Source organism: Alcanivorax profundi (genome assembly GCF_003597125.1).
Taxonomy (GTDB): Bacteria; Pseudomonadota; Gammaproteobacteria; order Pseudomonadales; family Alcanivoracaceae; genus Alcanivorax; species Alcanivorax profundi.
This window is the reverse complement of record NZ_QYYA01000002.1, coordinates 748,173-765,500: the sequence shown is the minus strand read 5'-3', so window position 1 is coordinate 765,500 and position 17,328 is coordinate 748,173. Positions and strand designations below refer to the sequence as shown.

15 protein-coding genes are annotated in these 17,328 nt (G+C 58.7%); 7 read left to right on the top strand and 8 right to left on the bottom strand.

Annotated features, from left to right (window positions below; genetic code table 11):
* Positions 1–978 (bottom strand): hypothetical protein, encoded by a 978-nt coding sequence (locus tag D4A39_RS08795; RefSeq protein ID WP_022985985.1) that lies wholly within the window; start codon positions 976–978, stop codon positions 1–3.
* Positions 979–1,476: 498 nt separating this feature from the next.
* Between D4A39_RS08795 and coaD the strand changes: the two genes are divergently transcribed.
* The 3 genes from coaD to D4A39_RS08780 all read left to right on the top strand — a co-directional run bounded on the left by coaD (position 1,477) and on the right by D4A39_RS08780 (position 4,284).
* A complete protein-coding gene (gene coaD, locus D4A39_RS08790) occupies positions 1,477–1,968 on the top strand; it encodes a pantetheine-phosphate adenylyltransferase (RefSeq protein WP_119917907.1) in 492 nt (163 codons plus the stop codon).
* A 208-nt stretch (positions 1,969–2,176) separates the two neighbouring features.
* Positions 2,177–3,886 carry a gamma-glutamyltransferase gene (ggt, locus tag D4A39_RS08785; RefSeq protein WP_119917906.1) on the top strand — a complete coding sequence of 570 codons (1,710 nt, stop codon included), beginning with the start codon at positions 2,177–2,179 and terminating at the stop codon, positions 3,884–3,886.
* On the top strand, positions 3,883–4,284 hold the full coding sequence (locus tag D4A39_RS08780; RefSeq protein ID WP_022985982.1) for an SRPBCC family protein: 402 nt from the start codon (positions 3,883–3,885) through the stop codon (positions 4,282–4,284). Before ggt ends, D4A39_RS08780 begins: the two co-directional genes overlap by 4 nt.
* A gap of 100 nt (positions 4,285–4,384) precedes the next feature.
* On the opposite strand, the gene D4A39_RS08775 is transcribed toward D4A39_RS08780, so the two are convergent.
* On the bottom strand, positions 4,385–6,175 hold the full coding sequence (locus D4A39_RS08775) for an alpha/beta hydrolase family protein (protein ID WP_233552445.1): 1,791 nt from the start codon (positions 6,173–6,175) through the stop codon (positions 4,385–4,387).
* Between the two features lie 367 nt (positions 6,176–6,542).
* Here D4A39_RS08775 and D4A39_RS08770 point away from each other — a divergent pair, with 367 nt between their 5' ends.
* Together D4A39_RS08770 and D4A39_RS08765 are read left to right on the top strand one after the other, a co-directional pair.
* Positions 6,543–7,580, top strand: a complete 1,038-nt coding sequence (locus D4A39_RS08770) for an NAD(P)H-dependent flavin oxidoreductase (RefSeq protein ID WP_119917904.1) — start codon at positions 6,543–6,545, stop codon at positions 7,578–7,580.
* A gap of 122 nt (positions 7,581–7,702) precedes the next feature.
* Positions 7,703–8,122, top strand: a complete 420-nt coding sequence (locus D4A39_RS08765) for an SRPBCC family protein (RefSeq protein ID WP_022985979.1) — start codon at positions 7,703–7,705, stop codon at positions 8,120–8,122.
* 53 nt (positions 8,123–8,175) lie between these two features.
* Here D4A39_RS08765 and D4A39_RS08760 read toward each other — a convergent pair whose 3' ends face one another.
* A complete protein-coding gene (locus D4A39_RS08760; RefSeq protein WP_119917903.1) occupies positions 8,176–9,939 on the bottom strand; it encodes a monovalent cation:proton antiporter-2 (CPA2) family protein in 1,764 nt (587 codons plus the stop codon).
* Positions 9,940–10,122: 183 nt separating this feature from the next.
* Here D4A39_RS08760 and D4A39_RS08755 point away from each other — a divergent pair, with 183 nt between their 5' ends.
* Both D4A39_RS08755 and D4A39_RS08750 read left to right on the top strand, forming a co-directional pair.
* Positions 10,123–10,716 carry an HPP family protein gene (locus D4A39_RS08755; RefSeq protein ID WP_102790629.1) on the top strand — a complete coding sequence of 198 codons (594 nt, stop codon included), beginning with the start codon at positions 10,123–10,125 and terminating at the stop codon, positions 10,714–10,716.
* Between the two features lie 91 nt (positions 10,717–10,807).
* Positions 10,808–12,067, top strand: coding sequence for a PepSY-associated TM helix domain-containing protein (locus D4A39_RS08750; protein WP_119917902.1), 1,260 nt, complete (start codon positions 10,808–10,810; stop codon positions 12,065–12,067).
* Between the two features lie 78 nt (positions 12,068–12,145).
* Here the strand turns inward: D4A39_RS08750 and D4A39_RS08745 are convergent, their stop codons facing one another.
* From D4A39_RS08745 to serA, 5 genes are all read right to left on the bottom strand, one after another.
* Positions 12,146–13,441, bottom strand: coding sequence for a CsgG/HfaB family protein (locus tag D4A39_RS08745; protein ID WP_119917901.1), 1,296 nt, complete (start codon positions 13,439–13,441; stop codon positions 12,146–12,148).
* Between the two features lie 121 nt (positions 13,442–13,562).
* Positions 13,563–14,153: a penicillin-binding protein activator LpoB gene (lpoB, locus tag D4A39_RS08740; protein WP_022985974.1), complete on the bottom strand. Its 591-nt coding sequence runs from the start codon at positions 14,151–14,153 to the stop codon at positions 13,563–13,565.
* Positions 14,154–14,194: 41 nt separating this feature from the next.
* Positions 14,195–14,593, bottom strand: a complete 399-nt coding sequence (locus tag D4A39_RS08735; protein ID WP_022985973.1) for a YcfL family putative periplasmic lipoprotein — start codon at positions 14,591–14,593, stop codon at positions 14,195–14,197.
* Positions 14,590–15,960, bottom strand: a complete 1,371-nt coding sequence (locus tag D4A39_RS08730; RefSeq protein ID WP_022985972.1) for a COG3014 family protein — start codon at positions 15,958–15,960, stop codon at positions 14,590–14,592. Before D4A39_RS08730 ends, D4A39_RS08735 begins: the two co-directional genes overlap by 4 nt.
* 111 nt (positions 15,961–16,071) lie before the next feature.
* Positions 16,072–17,301 carry a phosphoglycerate dehydrogenase gene (gene serA, locus D4A39_RS08725; RefSeq protein WP_022985971.1) on the bottom strand — a complete coding sequence of 410 codons (1,230 nt, stop codon included), beginning with the start codon at positions 17,299–17,301 and terminating at the stop codon, positions 16,072–16,074.
* Between the last annotated feature and the right edge of the window lie 27 nt (positions 17,302–17,328).

Here is a 17,328-nt window from a genome sequence, read left to right as displayed (position 1 = left end):
CTATGCACTCAACCCCAGTCGACTACGCAGTCCCTTGATCAGCCCGCCGAAACGGCTCCCCGCAGCCTCTGCCGAGACGCCCGGCAACGTTTGCAAATCCGCCTTGTCGTAACGCATCAGGCCGCTCATGGCACAGGCATTGATAAAACGGTCCGTGTCATCTTCCGCCGCCTGAGAAAGCGACAGCACCTGATCGCGAGTAAGCGCTTTCTTCGTCAACAAGGCACACAGGGTGAGATCAGAACGGCTTTTGGCAAGGCTGCCAAAGCTTGGCCAGCGCAATAGCTGAAAGGCGCTGTCCGCACTGATCCAGGATGAGAGCCCCGCGGGCAGATGCGGTGTTATCATCCAGCTCATGGCAAACAACGAGCACGCCACAGCACCTTCGGTAGCAGGAGCATTACAGGCCCGCAGTACCCCGGGGCGGATGTTGTGATGCATCATCCGCTTGAGCAACAACGGGTCTGCCATGAAACGACGACTGCGGGCATCCAGCCACAATTCTCCTTCATCGCTTTGCGCCACGTACCAGTGGGCTGCGGCAGGAAAATCTCCATAAAGAAGTTCATGTAGACTGTCCCAGAACTCTCCCACGTCAGCGGCTTCTGCGCCCGCCTGAATACTGGAAGGGGGCAAGTCCGTTTTCAGCGGTGTCTGAGATTGGGTGGGAGCAAGCAGACTGGCAACATCTTCAAGGACACTCAGCAGCTGCATGACACGGAAAGGATGTTGCAAGACGTGGGAGGCAGAAGGTTTGGGTTCGTTGTGGTGGTAAACCACAATCCGGGGCTTGCTGGTGTGTTCCCAGCGTCGGGTTTCATCGGTGCTTTCGTTGGCGACCATCAACACATCGGCCGCATCCGGATCGCTGAGACTCCACGAGATACCTGAGCGCCCGTCCATGATCTTCAACATGGATAAACAGGCACTGGCCGTGTCATCCCCTAAACCTACAAAACCAAGTCGCTGCTGCTTCATTGTTATTCACATCCATGGAGTGATACTTTCCTTCTGCCCTGTGGGAGCAAGCCCTTACTCCCTTCGCTCTACTTCTCTGTTCATCAGTGATCTGCTTCTCACGCTAGTCCTCCCAAACGGGATCAGGGAACCTTGGGGCGACAAGCGGCCGTTATTTGGGGATGAAGAAAGTTTCACATCAACGGATCAAAATCTGACCAATTGTGCAAGGCAAAACAACACGGAAATCGCTTAATTCTTTGTAGGATATTGCTTACAGGAAAAGCACAAAACGTGACATTTTGTGACCTGTTAACCAGTTTTATCGTCACATTTTTGTCATTTCCACTCGCCCCCCACCACGCCTGGGCGCCCCCYCCGATGCGCGCATTACCCCCCGCCCAAAACGACACCCACCCACAGACCTGCACGGCAGCCGGCGCTTGGGGTATCCTTGCGCCACGGTAATGGCGGACCTTGTCCCGCCATGGATCCTGCAGACAGAGAGGCAATTCCCCTATGACCAACCGCGTAATCTACCCCGGCACCTTCGATCCTATTACCAATGGCCACCTGGACCTGGTGGAACGGGCTGCCAAGATGTTCGATGAAGTGGTGGTCGGCATTGCTGCCAGCGAAAAGAAAGGGCCATTGTTCACCCTTGAAGAACGGGTCGAACTTACACAGCGGGTGCTGTCCCACCTGCCCAATGTCAGGGTCTGCGGCTTTTCCAAACTGCTGGCGCATTTCTGTGAAGAGCAGGGCGGCAACATCCTGCTACGGGGCTTGCGCGCCGTCAGCGACTTTGAATATGAGTTCCAGCTGGCCAATATGAACCGCCAACTGGCCCCGGATCTGGAAACCGTGTTTCTCACCCCCGCCGAACACTTGTCCTTTATTTCCAGCTCCCTGATCCGCGAGATCGCCCTGCTGGACGGGGATGTAAGCAACTTCGTCCCACCGCTGGTGGCAGACGCGCTGGAAGAGAAGCGCAAGGCGCGGCAGAAATAGCCGTTCAAAGTTAAAAGTTCAAAAGCGCAGGCTTGGTGATTGGGCTTTGGAGCGCCTTACCCTCTCCCTTAGCGGGGGACGCGGGCAGGGCGTCCAAGAACACAAAGACCAACACCGCGTTTCACCTTTAACCTTTTAACTTTCAACTAAGGCATAACAACAACGCCGGACACTGCTCACCAACACCGGCCTTCAAGGAGGAACCCCCATGCGCTACCTGATCCCTCTACTGCTGCTGCTCACGCTGACCGCCCAGGCCGCAGGCCCGGGCAAAAATGCCGTGGCCAGTGCGCATCCGTTAGCCACCGAGGCCGGCCTGGAGATCCTGGATCAGGGCGGCAACGCCTTTGACGCCGCCGTCGCCGTCGCCGCCGCCCTGGCGGTGGTCGAGCCCTATTCCGCGGGCATGGGCGGTGGCGGTTTCTGGCTGCTGCATCGTCAAAGCGACCAGTTCCAGACCTTTGTGGATGCCCGCGAAACCGCCCCGGGCGCCGCCTCCGCCACCATGTATCAGGACAAGGACGGCAAGGTCATGCGTGACTGGGCGGTGAATGGCCCCAGCGCCGCTGGCATTCCCGGCCAGGCGGCTGCCTTTGTGCATCTGGCCAGCCGCTATGGGCGGCTACCGCTCAGCACCACCCTGGCGCCCGCCATCACGCTGGCACGGGACGGCTTTGCCATCGACCCCCATTACCGCAAGCTGGCCGGCTACCGTGAAGAGGTGCTCAACCGGTTCCCGGACGCCGCGGCCATCTTCCTGCACAACGGCAAGGTGCCGCCCACTGGCCATGTGATCAAACAGGCTGATCTGGCCCGCGTGCTCACGGCCATTGCGGACAACGGCAAGGCCGGCTTCTATCAGGGAGACGTTGCCCGGCAACTGGTCGAGGGGGTTCAGCAGGGCGGCGGCATCTGGACACTGGATGATCTCGCCAACTACTCGGTGGTAGAGCGCACCCCCACGGTCAGCCACTTTCGGGGCGCACGCATCGTTTCGGCACCGCCACCGTCCTCCGGGGGCATTGTCATGGGCAACGCCCTCAACATCATCAGCCAGTTCAACGACGGGCATACCGGCGACATGACGCCACACATCGCCATCGAAGCCATGCGGCGAGCCTATCAGGATCGGGCCCGCTATCTGGGCGATCCCGACTTTGTGGATATGCCTGTGGATAAGCTGTTGAGCACGGAGTATGCCCGCCAGCGCGCCGCCAGCATCACTCTCGACAAGGCCACCCCCAGCAGTAGTCTGGGCAAACCGGTTGGCGTGGATGAGGGAACCCACACCACCCACCTGTCGGTACTCGACAGCGAGGGCAACCGGGTCGCCGCCACCCTCAGCATCAACTTGCCATTTGGCAGCGGTTTTGTGGCCCCCGGCACCGGCGTCCTGCTCAACAACGAAATGGATGATTTCTCCGCCAAGCCTGGCAGCCCCAATGCCTACGGTCTGGTCGGCAGCGAGGCCAATGCCATCGCACCCGGCAAACGCCCGCTGTCCTCCATGACGCCCACCTTTGTGGAGTTCGACGATCGCATTGCCATCCTCGGCACCCCCGGTGGCAGCCGCATCATTTCCATGGTCATGCTCGGTGTGCTGGAAGCGGCCAATAACCAGCCCGTCGATGATTGGGTGGGCAGGGTGCGGTATCACCATCAGTACCTGCCCGATGAAGTTCAGGCAGAACCCGCGTTTGTCGGCAGCGAGGAAGCCAAACAGCTGATGCTGCTGGGCCACAAGGTCGTCTCTACCGGCCGGGATTATGGCGATATGCATGCCATCCTGTGGCGAACCGACAGCAACGAACTGACCGCGGCAAGCGATCCCCGCGGGATCGGCCAGGCGACCGTACGGGCGCCGGCCAGCGCCCCGGCACCCTCTGACGACACCCACAAGGAAGGCAGCGCACCGTGAAGCCGGTGATTCACCTCAGCGTGTCGATCCAGTGCGCCGCACAGCAGGTGTACGACTTTGCCTCAAACCCGGCAAATCTGCCGCTCTGGGCAGCCGGCCTTACCCAGGCGGAACTGGTGCAGGACGGCGACATCTGGATTGCACAGGCCCCGTTCGGCCAGGCACGAATCCGCTTCGCTGAGCGCAATGCCTATGGGGTGATGGATCACTCGGTAGAAATGGACGACGGGCAGGTGGTGTACAACCCCCTGCGCGTGGTGCCCAATGGCGACGGCAGCGAATGCACCTTTACCCTGTTTCGCCGTGACGACATGGACGATCAGCAGTTTCAGGCAGATCACGACGCAGTGGTTGCAGATCTGCAAACCCTGAAGCGTCACCTCGAAAGCCCGTCATAAGCATGCCGGAAGCACACCGCTGACATTGCGAAAATCATGCCCCTGCCAGTGGCAAGGGGCATGCAAGTGTTATGGGTTACCTGTTATTTTTCTTTTGGCATTACCGCTCGACACGCTGCAGCAACAAATCGGTCATTTGAATGCTGCCCGCGGGCGTCTGATCGAACACCAGTGACACGGCATTGACGTTGTTGAAATCGATACCTGCAAAGGCCGTCAGCGGGATATCAACACCGTTGAGCACCGTTTTACGCGAACCATCGTCATCAAAATCCCGCCCAGGCGGGTAGAACAATGCTTCGCTGTAATCCGTCGCCTGTACCGACACGCTGTTGCCATCCAGGTCTTCCATCACAATGGTGAAATCCTGTCCGCCCAGATTGTCTTCATCGCCGTGAGACACACCCACCCGCAACGACAGCACTTGATAGTCGGTGACATCCACCCCCAGCAACTCGGTACGGTAGGTCGCCGCTGCATCCCAGGTCATATAAACCTGCTCTGCGGTATTGAACGTGGGCTCGGCAACCGCGCAGCCTTCACCGGGGCGCCCATTGGTCTGGCACACCCCAAAATCGGAGAAACCGTCGAAAGTCACGTTGCCGCCCAGGTTATTGATGAAGAGGCTGGCAGCATCCAGGGTGTCATCAATGACCATGCGTTCTGCCGAAGGCGCATGGATACTCAGCAGATAGCGGTCATCACAGGGCCCTACGCCATCGGGACAAATATTACCTGGTACCGTGGTTTGGCCATTCCAGTAACTGGCAAACTCCGTTTCACCACCAACGAAGGTACGGAAAAATGACGCCATGAAGAACAGGCCATGCGCTTTCTGTACCTCACGGGTATCGCGCCCGCTGTCGGCCACCGCGGTGCCACAGTGGGGATCGGTCTGCTCGGAGTCGAGAATACTCCAGTCATCAGGGCGGCTTTCAAGCTCGGCGTCTGCCCATTTGGTATTGTAGTAATTGTGGTTTGCGCCCATCGGGATCAACTGAAACTTCGGGTACATATCGTTTTGCATGGCATAACGTGAGGTATCAAAGGCAAAGTTCCCCATCAGGTCTTCCACATCGCCATCGCAGTATCCTGCCAATGCAGCGAACGCCACATTGTTCACCGTCAGGGTGTTGTAATCTGTCGGCGCCAGCGAAAACACCGCAACAATGTTATGGGGCTCGGCCTGGTCACGGTTGTACGAAACCGTCTTGTTCACACCCTCACCACCACGTGAATGCCCCATGATGCCGATGGCGCTCATGTCCAGCTTGCCCACCAGATCATCCATGCCAAACCCGCCATAGGTATTTACCGTACGGAATTCGTCCAGATGCCGAACTACCAGCTGCGCACGTTGCAAGGCGCCAGCATCGCCATTGCTGGGGCCGCTGTCGTTGGCGTTCACATAGTTTGCATCGATGGAAATCACCGCATAACCATGGCTTGCCAGGTTACGGGACAGGTACTCATAGCCGCGGTAACTGGGAATGGGATCTTCACACTCCTCATAAGGCATGCCCCAGGAGCCGCTGTAACAGGTACCATGGCGCCCATGAAGAAGCAGAACTACCGGTGCCGGCTCTGTACTGGCTTCCGGGTAATGGATGTAGCCGTGCAGCGTGCTCTGGTAGGTGTAGTCACGCTTGTCATCGTAAAGATCCATGGTGCCGAAATCGTACTCGTGCTCGGCAACCGCATAGGGACCCATCGCTGAAGGATCCGCTGCTTCACCACTAAACACGGCATCAGGTGTCGTTTTCGCCGTTGGCGTTTCATCAGCAGCCGGGTCAGAAGAGGAATCACCTCCACACCCGGCCAGCGCCAGTGTTCCAGACAATAGTAGTGACGATATGATCCCCTTCGGTGAAATGCTGTCAGGCATATTCATTGTTACCCTCTCTATCACTCGTTAATTGGCGTCCTTGGAAAAAGACGACACCAGTGAAGGCAATCCATATGCCACAAGCAGATAAGTGAGAGCGGGGTTATTCTCTTTCCTTTGAATTTCATTCACTTAAATGAACCATATTCACAAAGCATACATACTCACCGGTATGGCAGCGTTGTTTCGCAGGCACCAGCACGGTGCCCTCGCGCCTTTTATGTGCACAAAACCCTTTTAATTCATATAATTATCGCCCCATTGGCAGGCACATCGAGCGCGCCCGAAAAGTGCAAAATGTTCCGCAGGCTCCTGACAAACGCGCGGCTATCACGGTAAGGTCGCCTTAGTCTCAGGCCACTGCGGAGTCCACATGCCCTGTTTTACTGGCACACATTTACCCCTCATCCAGGCCCCCATGGCCGGGGTACAGGATTGGCGGCTGGCTGCCGCAGTCAGCGAAGCCGGAGGGCTGGGGTCGCTGCCCGCAGGCATGCTGTCTGCCGCACAGCTGGAAGAGCAGCTTGGCGCCCTGGCACAAGCCACCCGCCGCCCATGGGGAGTGAATTTTTTCTGCCATTCCGCCCCTGACAATGACCCGCAAGGCGAAGCACGTTGGGCCAGTGCCCTGGGGCCGCTTTACCAGACCTATGACGTCAACCCTGCCGACATCCCGACAGGCCCGTCCCGCAAACCCTTCGATGCCGATGCCGCCAGTCTGATCGAACAGTTTCGGCCTGCGGTGGTGAGCTTTCACTACGGCCTGCCCGCAGAAGGACTGCTGGAGCAGGTAAAGGCCTGCGGTGCGCAAGTCATCTCCAGCGCGACCACAGTGGAAGAAGCGCTATGGCTACAGCATCACGGCGCCGATGCGATCATTGCCCAGGGGCTTGAAGCGGGGGGTCACCGCGGTCATTTTCTCAGTGACGACCTGACACGGCAGCAAGGCACACTGGCGTTGGTTCCACAGGTGCGCGAGGCCGTGACGGTCCCGGTCATTGCCGCAGGGGGGATTGCCACCCCGCAAGGGGTCAGTGCGGCGTTTAGTCTTGGCGCCGATGCCGTTCAGGTGGGTACCGCCTATCTGCTGTGCCCGGAAGCCACCACCAAACCGGTTCACCGCGCCTGGCTGCAAAGTGATCGGGCCAGGCATACCGCACTGACCACCGCGTTTTCCGGTCGCCCAGCGCGCGGTATGGTGAATCGTTTGATGGAAGAGCTTGGTCATTTCCCGCCACAGGCGCCCGCTTTTCCGCTGGCAGGCAATGCCATCGGGCCCCTGCGGGCTGCGACAGAAGCCGCTGGCAGTGGCGATTGCTCCCCGTTATGGGCCGGGCAGTCCGCCAGCTTGTGCCGTGAAGAAAGCGCTGCCGTTATTACCCGTTGGCTGGCCAACGGATGTCCAACCTGAACATCGCCCCGAACACCGACACACTGCTATGGCCCGAACTAACCTTGCGACCGTATGGCCAGCGTTCAGAATCAACAGCCTGTATAGGGCCCGGTTCGGGCCAGAGCTAATGTGGAGCCAGCATGCAACGTATCGAGATTTCCAAAACCTTCCCCTTTTCCGTGGACAAGCTGTTCGACTTTCTCAGCGACCACGAAAACCTGGAGCTGATTTTCGCCCCGGCCAAGATTCAGCGTATCAAGGAAGGCAAGGACAGCCCCAACGGAGTGGGCTCCACCCGTAACATGAAAATCCTGATCGCTCCGGCCTTCCACGAAACCGTTACCCGGGTCGTGCCCAACGAACTGATCGAGTACACGATCACCAAAGGCAGTCCGCTGAAGAATCACAAGGGTGTGATGCGTTTCTCCGACACCGGTACGGGCGGCAGCCGGCTGGATTACACCATCGAGTTTGAAGGCAAACTGCCGCTGATCGGCCCGATCATCAAGGCTGGTCTGGACCAGGGCATTCGTCGTGGACTTAACAGACTGAAGCTGTAAACGTACGCCGCCTCCCGAGCTGTTGGCGCCCTGCCTGCCAGGGCGCCATCCCCTCAGCGGTCCTCGCCGGACAACAACGATTCCAGTTCTTCACGGCCCTTGCGGTTGGTTTCGACCAGCATCTCCATGTCCCCACGATGTTCGATCTGCTCTCGCAACAGCCGCTCATCAAGATCCTTGAAGCTGCGCACCAGATCCAGGGCGGTAGACTCTGGCACCCCCAACTGCATCAAGGTAACCCTGGCCGACAACAGAGCCGACTCAAACGTTTCACGAATCACCTGGTCTACACCCAATTCATGGAGACGGTAGGCGTGATAACGGTCCCGTGCGCGCGCGACGATCGTCACCGCAGGGAAATGCTGTCGCACCAGTTCCACGGCTTTCAATGAGTCCTCCACATCGTCCACCGCCAGCACCAGTACCCGGGCGTGGTCGAGCCCGGCATTACGCAACAGGTCCAGCCGGGTGACATCACCGAAATACACCTCATTGCCATAGCGCCGCAACAGGTCAATCTCGTCCGGGTCCGAGTCCAGCGCGGTAAACGGGATATTGCGCCCCACCAGGATTCGCGCGGTGATCTGGCCGAAACGGCCCAGCCCGGCAATCACCACCTGTGGATGATGGCTCGGCAGCGTCTCCTCCTCGAGATCCGGACGTGCACGCGAAGGACGGTCCTCACGCCACAACAACGCGACCAGCTTCAACAACAGCGGTGTTGCCGCCATGGACAATGCCACCACCAGATTCAGTTGCCCTGCCACCGCGCTATCCAGCAGGTTCAGGCTTTGCGCCTGCGTCAGCAGTACAAAGGCAAATTCGCCGCCCTGACAGAGCAACCCGCCAAACAACACCGTGCTACGCCAGGTCTGTTTTCGCACACGGCTGATGGCCATCAGTACCGCCGCCTTGATCACCAACAAGGCCACCAGATAAAGCACAATCTCACCGGGGTGATCACGCAGCAGTCGCAGGTCCATGGTCATGCCGATGGCCAGGAAAAACAGCCCGAGCAAGAGTCCCTTGAACGGCTGAATATCCGTTTCGAGCTGCTCCCGATAGGGCGAGTTCGCCAGCAACACACCCGCCACAAAAGCCCCCAACCCCATAGAAAGCCCCAGGTGCTCCATCAACGCCGCCGAGCCCAGCACCACCATCAAGGCGCTGGCACTCATCAGCTCCGGGTTGCGCAAGCGGGCCAGCTTTCCCAGCCACGGGTTCAGCACATAACGTCCCGCCAGCACCATTGCAATCAGGGCCGCCAGCCCGGCCAGTAATTGTGGGCTGTCGTCACCGGCCTGGGTGCCCGCCAGCACCGGCAGCAGTAGCAGAATTGGGATGACGGCCAAGTCCTGGAACAACAGAATCGAAAACGCCGACCGCCCCTGGGGGGTGCCAAGCTGATTGGTTTCCACCAGCATCTGAACCACAAAGGCCGTGGATGACAGCGCCAGCGTCGCGCCAATGGCAAGACTCTGAGGAGCACCGAACCCGAACAGCATAAAGGCCCCTGCCAGCAACAGCGCACTCAGCACCATCTGCGTCGCTCCGAGCCCCACTAACCTGTGCCGTTGTGCCCACAGCTGTTGCGGCGCCAACTCCAGCCCCACCACAAACAGCATCAACACCACGCCCAGCTCAGCAAAGTGCAGGACATCCGTACCCCCACTCACCAACCCCAGCCCCAATGGGCCCACCGCGATCCCTGCCGCCAGATACCCCAGAATGCTGCCAAGACCCAGCCGCTGAAACAGCGGTAGCAGGATGAGGGTGGCGCCCAATAACACCAGTGCCTGCGAGAAAAATCCGTCCACGTTGTTCTCCCGATTATCCAGCTGCTGATGCTACCGGATTTCGCTGTAAGCGGTTGGATTATGCCGACACCGGATTACCCGATTTCTCCGCACCAACCAGCAACATAATGCGCACCATTATTGATCACCAACCCCCCAAGCCTTACCATTCCCGCTCTTTTAATGCCCGCATATGGTGCGCCAATGAGCGAACAGACAGATCAGGTCCGCCAGCAGCTGGTTGGCGGGCTGCTGAGGCAGCTGCACCTTGAAGTGCTGAGTCAGCGCTTCAATCCACGACTGGTGCTGGCGGCCTTCAACCTGGTCAACGGCGGACTCAGCATTGCCCTGATCGCCATGGTCGCGCTGGTGACGCAGCAGGCTTTTATCTTTCCCTCCCTCGGCGCCACCGCCTTTCTGCTGTTTCATGTGCCCACCGCTGATGCGGCATCGCCGCGCAATGTGTTGTGCGGACACATTATCGGTGCACTGTGTGGCTGGGCCTCCCTCTGGCTGTTCGGTCTGCACGATGCCCCTGCCGCCTTTATTACCGGCGTAGAATGGTCCCGGGTCGCCGCCGCAGGACTATCACTCGGGCTCACCAGTGCGCTGATGATTCTCTTTCGAGTGGCACACCCGCCTGCCGGCGCCACGGCCCTGATCGTCTCGCTGGGTTTGATGCACGAATTACAGCAACTGCCGATCCTGGTCAGTGCCGTGGCCCTGCTGGTCGCGCAGGCATTCGTTATCAACCGCCTGGCCGGTATTCCCTATCCTGTGTGGGGCGGCAAGCCCTGACACCTTACATTTGTAATGAGAATGATTGGCATCTGTGCTAGGCTCCGCGTCACCCAGACAGGCTTTATCGCGGACTTTCCAGGTATTTCTCATGCGCTCGCTGCTCGTTGTCCTTCATCGCTGGTTCGGCCTCTTCATTGCCGTCTTCCTGATCATTGCCGGGCTTACCGGCGCAATCATTTCCTGGGACCACGAACTGGACGAATGGCTTAATCCTCACCTGTTCGAGAGCCAGAGCGAAGGCGAACCGCTGCCCATGCTGGAGCTGGTCAAGATCGTGGAAGCGGACGACCCCCGTGTCCGGGTCAGTTTCTTCCCGCTGGCCGCCGAGCCCGGCCACAACGCCGAGATCTGGGTGGATGCCCTGAAAAACCCGGACACCGGCAAGCGCTATGAACTGGACTACAACCACGCTTTTGTGGATCCGGTCACCGGCGAGATCGTCGGCAAGCGCGAGTGGGGCAAGATTTCCCTGCATCCGGAACACCTGATGTCATTCCTCTACAAACTCCATTATTCCCTGCACATTCCGGAATGGCGGGGCATTGATGAGTGGGGCGTGTGGTTGATGGGGGGCGTCGCGCTGGTCTGGTTGTTTGATACCTTTATTGCCATGGCCCTGACTCTGCCGCGCCGTCGACGCACCGCCAACGCCGGCGGCAAAAGCTGGATGCAGCGCTGGAAACCGGCCTGGATGATTCGCCGCGGGGCCGGGCCCTACAAACTGAATTTCGATCTGCACCGGGCCGTGGGCCTGTGGGTATTCGGGCTGTTGCTGCTGCTGGCCTTTACCTCGTTCTCGCTGAACCTGTACCGGGAAGTCTTCTACCCGATCATGTCCACGATTTCCGAAACCACCCCGGGCCCCTTCATGAAACGCGCCCCCACGGCCCTGCATGACCCGGTGGAGCCAGAGGTATCCTGGCCGCAGCTGTTTGAACAGGCCCGCGCAGAAGCCGATAACCGTGGCTGGGACGAGCCCATTGGCGATACGTTCTATAGCGACAACTTCGCCATCTTTGGGGTGCGTTTTTACTACCCCGGGGAAGACCACGACAGCGGTGGCATGAAAGTGAAAAGCCTGTACTACGACGGCAACACCGCTGAGCTGCTGGGTGACGAAGTCCCCTGGACCGGCACCGCCGCCGACGTCTTCAACCAGCTGCAGTTCCCTCTGCACTCCGGCCGTATCGCCGGCCTGCCTGGTCGTATCATCATTTCCATCATGGGCATCGCTGTCGCGATGCTGTCGATCACCGGGCTGGTGATCTGGTGGAAGAAACGCAAGGCGAGAGTGACAAGCAAGCGCAAGAAGCAAGCCGCTGCGCTGGCCGCGAATCCGGCATCCTGATAATCGCGTCGCCGTCCCTTTGCAGGAGCTATGCTCCTACATAAAAACAAAAACCCCCGCAGTGCGGGGGTTTTTGTTTTACCACTGGATCGGCGCGTCAGACGATCCCGGGGTGGCAGGCTGGCCGGCGGGTTGAGCCGCCGGGTTATTGGCCTGCTTGTCCGGGCGCACCCGGTCACCCACCTTGAGCGGGCTGCTGGCATCACCTTCGATCACGGCAATCCCATAATCCGGACGGATTTCACTCACTTTGAGTGTGGCCAGTGCAGCGCCTTCCATCTTGATGGTCATGCCGGTGTCCGGATCTTTCATTTCTCCGGCCGGACGGTACACCTTCATCAGCGCATCCTTCTCCAGACGCCCTTCACCCTGGGTGAGGAAGACCGTGCTGCCGTCTACCTTGATCACCTGAACCGGGTAGAGCACGTCGGTGGCATCTCCGGCGATGGCCCGGGCAATTTCGGGGTACATCACATCGGCAAGGCGCTCAGGATGATTACGGTCATCAATGTTCAACTGGCGGGCCACTTCGCGAATTTCCGCTTCAGACTTGTCCCACACATACAGGTCACTCCACAGTATTTCTGTCGTCGTGGTATCAATCAGACGATAACGCACCCGTACATAGGGCTCATAACCGCCCATCTTGGCACCGTAGAATTCCCGCTCGCTGTCACCAATCTGGAAATCTTCAATGGTCCCGACCAGCAACAGGTCTGCCCCTTTGCGCTGGCCCAGGCGAGCCATTTCTTCCGGGGCAATACTGCCTTCGGCAACCACGCCCAGCTCTTTGTCGATATCCGCCAGGTAGGCACGATCCAGCACCCGGAAACGGCCTGACTGGGTAAAGGCCATGGACAGGTTTTCCGCCAGATCCCGCTGTACTTCCGAGGCGGAAACCTTGACGTCGCCCAGGTCATAACTGGCGGCACGGGTATCAAAGGTCGCAATGGCAATACCGGGAAGATGAGAACGGTCCGGGCCGATGGACTTGGGACGCAAGATATCGGCCTGGATATCCGCCTGCCACATGCCATCGTCCACCTGCTTCACAGACTGCACCTGATAGGTCTTGATGTTGCCCATGGTCGGCAGTTGGGGCTCTGGCACCGAGGTTTCCTTGCCCATCCAGGTGGACACATCCCCTTGCTGCTGAATCACCCACTCGTACACATCCGTACGGAAGTTGGGATCCACCGCCAGGGTCACACCGCCTCCCTGGCGAACCGCCGCCACCAGCGCATTGGTCATGGCCTGCTCGGGGTTGTCGCCAAACCCGCGGGCCGTGACGGACACCGTTTCGGTCAGCGCATGGCTTGCCGTTGAGCATATCGCCAGCAAGAGAAACAGTGGAGCAAATAGACGTTTGAACATGTGACCTCCTTGTTCTGACGGGCGATATTCGCACCGCGGGATACCAAAGAGACCACAGAGCTCACCGTATAGTTTCCCGGTAGGCTCCGCGGGCTCTAGCAACCAGGCGTTAGCCCGCTACTTACATTCCAAACAGGCTTTTCTTCTGGGTCTTGCGGATTTCTTTCTCGTTCGCCCATTCGATGATGCCGGTCTGAATGTTCATCAGCTTGAGGGTGAACTTGTAGTACACATCCTTGGTGCTGCCTTCACGCTTCACAATGGAAGAGAAGTTACCGTACATCATGAACTCGGCACCGATCTGACGACCCATCTGCGCAGCGGTGTTTGGATCCACCAGGCCGGATTCGCTCTGGTAGTCCAGCTGCTCACGCACGCTTTCCACCTTGGTCATGTCCACGAAACGGAACTTGCCCGAGTTAAGCAGTTTGGACTGGATGGTGTCGGTGATGGACTCGGTGTCGATGTGCTCGGTGGTCTTGTTCTTGATGCTGTCCACAAACACCACCGGACGACGGTTCTGGGTCAGCTGCACGATGGGCGGGAACACCAGCATGTCATCGACCATCTTGCTGGCAATCATCTGCAGGTCAGTGGAACCGAAATCGGTGTTCACAGTTTCACGGGCCTGGGCATCGCCATAGTCCACGGTAGAACAGCCGGACAGCGCCACAGCGGCACCCAGCATGATCATGGTTAGTACACGTCGCATTCTTGTCTCCTTGTTCCTTTTAGTCTCGCAAACGCGAGAGGTTATTCCTGTACCCAGATTTCAAAGCGCACGGCCGACGGGTTCGGGGCGATGGCCTTGATATTGTTCTGGCTGCGACCGGCCATCACCACCTGCCGCCAGGGCTGTGCTTCCGGCTGCAGTTCAAAGCCGTCGGCATCAAAAAACTTCACCTTGTATTGAAAGTCGAGCTGGAATTTCCAGTCATTTTCCAGCGTGGCCTGCATGTAGAGCAGGTCGCCTACCTTTTTCTGCTTCAGGTCAGGCACGGAAATCCGGCTGGAAAGCAGGCTGTTATTGGAATAGACCCTGGTAACCGTCTCTCCGTTCTCATCCACTTCCAGCTGCCCCATGTTGCTGGCCGAACAGGCCGTGAGAAGCAGCGCCACCAGCAGCGCCATCAATGGGCGAAATATCGTCATAAGGGTCCCTCCTGAACGGGTAACACACGAGTAATCAAGCGGCCGGGAATGGCCACGGCATGGATCACGGTGAGGCCCCGGTCTACAACCGGTACTGTCAACGTAGCATTGCCCTGCGGGGTGCTCAACACCAGGGTGTGCTCACCGGGTTCCAGGGTAAAGCGGGTGGCCTGGGCATAGGCCGGCAGCGTCAGCCAGCTGCGCTGATCCGCCTGCTCACTGACCAGGTTATAAATCTGGGTACTTAATGAACCCAGCAGACCGAAATTGTCGTTGGCCTGCTTCTGCACATTATATTTGGCAGTGGCACGCAATGTCTGGCGTACCAGCATGCCTGGCATGCGTTCCTTCAGGTCCTTGGCGGCCAGGGCGCCCACATCCGCCAGCACCTGGGTCTCGCCCAATGGCTGGCTGGCAGTATCGAGTACCCGCAGGGTATTGGGCATGGGTTTGTCCGCGAGGGCATAGGTAGGGAAGGCGACCGAGAAAACGCCATGCACGGTAGGAATAGGCAAGCTGAACTCCTGCCGCGGCTGCACGTATCCCTGTTCATAGATGATCGCCACCAGACCGCCATCGTCGACCTTGCGACGCTTCATCCGGTTGGAAATCCGCTCCACATCTTCTTTGAGCATGGTGGAGTCGGGATTGATTTCCAGGGCCTTTTTGTAGTCCACAAGCGCGTCGTTATACTCGCCGTGCGCTTCCCAGAAGAGCGCGGAGAGATAGAAAGTCCAGGCATTCTGGAAGCTGGCCTTCACATCACCGGCCACCGCATTGAGCCCTTCGAAGTAGCCATCGAACTGATTCAGGTCGATGCTGTTTTCGTCAGCATCTTCTTCCGCCTTGGCAATTTCCTTGTCGCGCTTGTTGGCCGCCACCTGCTGCTCAAGTGCTGCTGCGCGGAGTTCCACCGAGGTACCCGTGGCATCGCCATCCGCCCAATAGTTGAGCGCCTGATAGGCGCGGGTGAAGATGCGCTCATAGTCTGGCGCCACATAGGGGCGGGCGTTGTCATTAGTCAGCATGGCCGTACCGGTCGCCGCAAGGGAAGACACCTGAATCTTGGCGCTGGCATCTTCCTTGTCGTACTCCGCTACCGCCCCAGCAAAGGCATTGCGACTGGCCTCCGGCTGCCCATTTAGCTGGGTTACCCGACCCAGTTCCTGCAGATACAGCACACCATCCCCCCCGGCGGTGGACTGCTCAAGCTTGGTTATCACCCCCTGGTCAGGGGCTTCACTGGCCAGCGTAGTCTTCCACTTCTGTGCCTGACTGGGGTAAGACACGAACAACGAATTGGTCGCACACCCCGATAGCGCCGCGAGCAGCACCAGCGCCAGCCATCCTTTGGCAAGAGTTATCATTTCCCGATGGTCCCCAAAACAAAAAAGCCGAAGCAGGCAAGGTAGCCCGACTTCGGCTTTTTGTCGAGCAGGTCACAATCCTCCTGCCCGGTGCCTGGCACTTCCTGTCAATCAGAACAACACGCGGGTACGGATAGTGCCCTCGATGGTGCGCAGCTTGTCCAGCGCCAGCTGGCTGTACTCTTTGTTCACGTCGATTACCACATAACCAATGTCTTCATTGGTCTGCAGGTACTGACCACAGATGTTGATGCCATTTTCGGAGAAAATGGTGTTGATCTGGGTGAGTACGCCGGGGACGTTCTTGTGAATGTGCAGCAGGCGGTGCATGTCCGGGTGAGCCGGCAGGGCCACTTCCGGGAAATTCACCGCGCCAAGGGTGGCGCCATTATCGGAGTAACGGGCCAGCTTTTCGGACACCTCGGTGCCGATGTTGACCTGGGCTTCCTGGGTGGAGCCACCGATATGCGGGGTCAGGATCACGTTGTCGAATTCGCGTAGCGGGCTGACAAACTCGTCGTCGTTACCTTTCGGCTCTTCCGGGAACACGTCGATGGCGGCACCCAGCAGATGGCCGTCCTTCAGCGCTGCCGCCAGGGCATCAATGTCCACCACCTTGCCGCGGGCATAGTTGATCAGATAGCCCTTGGGCTTCATGGCGCGAATCTGCTCTTCCTTGATCATCCAGCGTGTGTCGGCGGTATCCGGCACATGCAGACTGACCACATCAGACTGACCCAACAGGTCGTTGAGGCTGCTCACCTGCTCGGCGTTACCCAGCGGCAACTTGGGAATCACGTCGTAGAACTTCACCTTCATCCCCATGGATTCAGCCAGCACCGACACCTGCGCGCCGATATTGCCGTAACCCACGATACCCAGGGTCTTGCCACGAATTTCGTAGCTATCCTTGGCCGACTTGAGCCAGCCACCACGGTGGGCAGAGGCGTTCTTCTCGGGAATGCCACGCATCAGGTTGATGGTGTGGGCAATCACCAGCTCGGCCACGGAACGGGTGTTGGAGTAGGGGGCATTGAACACCGGAATACCGCGTTTCAGGGCCGCCTTCAGGTCCACCTGGTTGGTACCGATACAGAAACAGCCGACACCAATCAGTTTCTCCGCCGCAGCAAACACCTCTTCGGTGAGCTGGGTGCGGGAGCGGATACCAATAAAATGGGCATCCTGGATCTTGTCCGTCAGATCGCTGCCAGTCAGGGCGGTGGGCAGCAGTTCCACGTTGGTGTAGCCGTGTGCCTTCAGGTTTTCCACGGCATTTTCGTGGATGCCCTCGAGCAGGAGAACGCGGATCTTGTCCTTCTCAAGAGAAGTATCGGCCATGATTGAAGTCTCGGTAGCCTGTGAAAT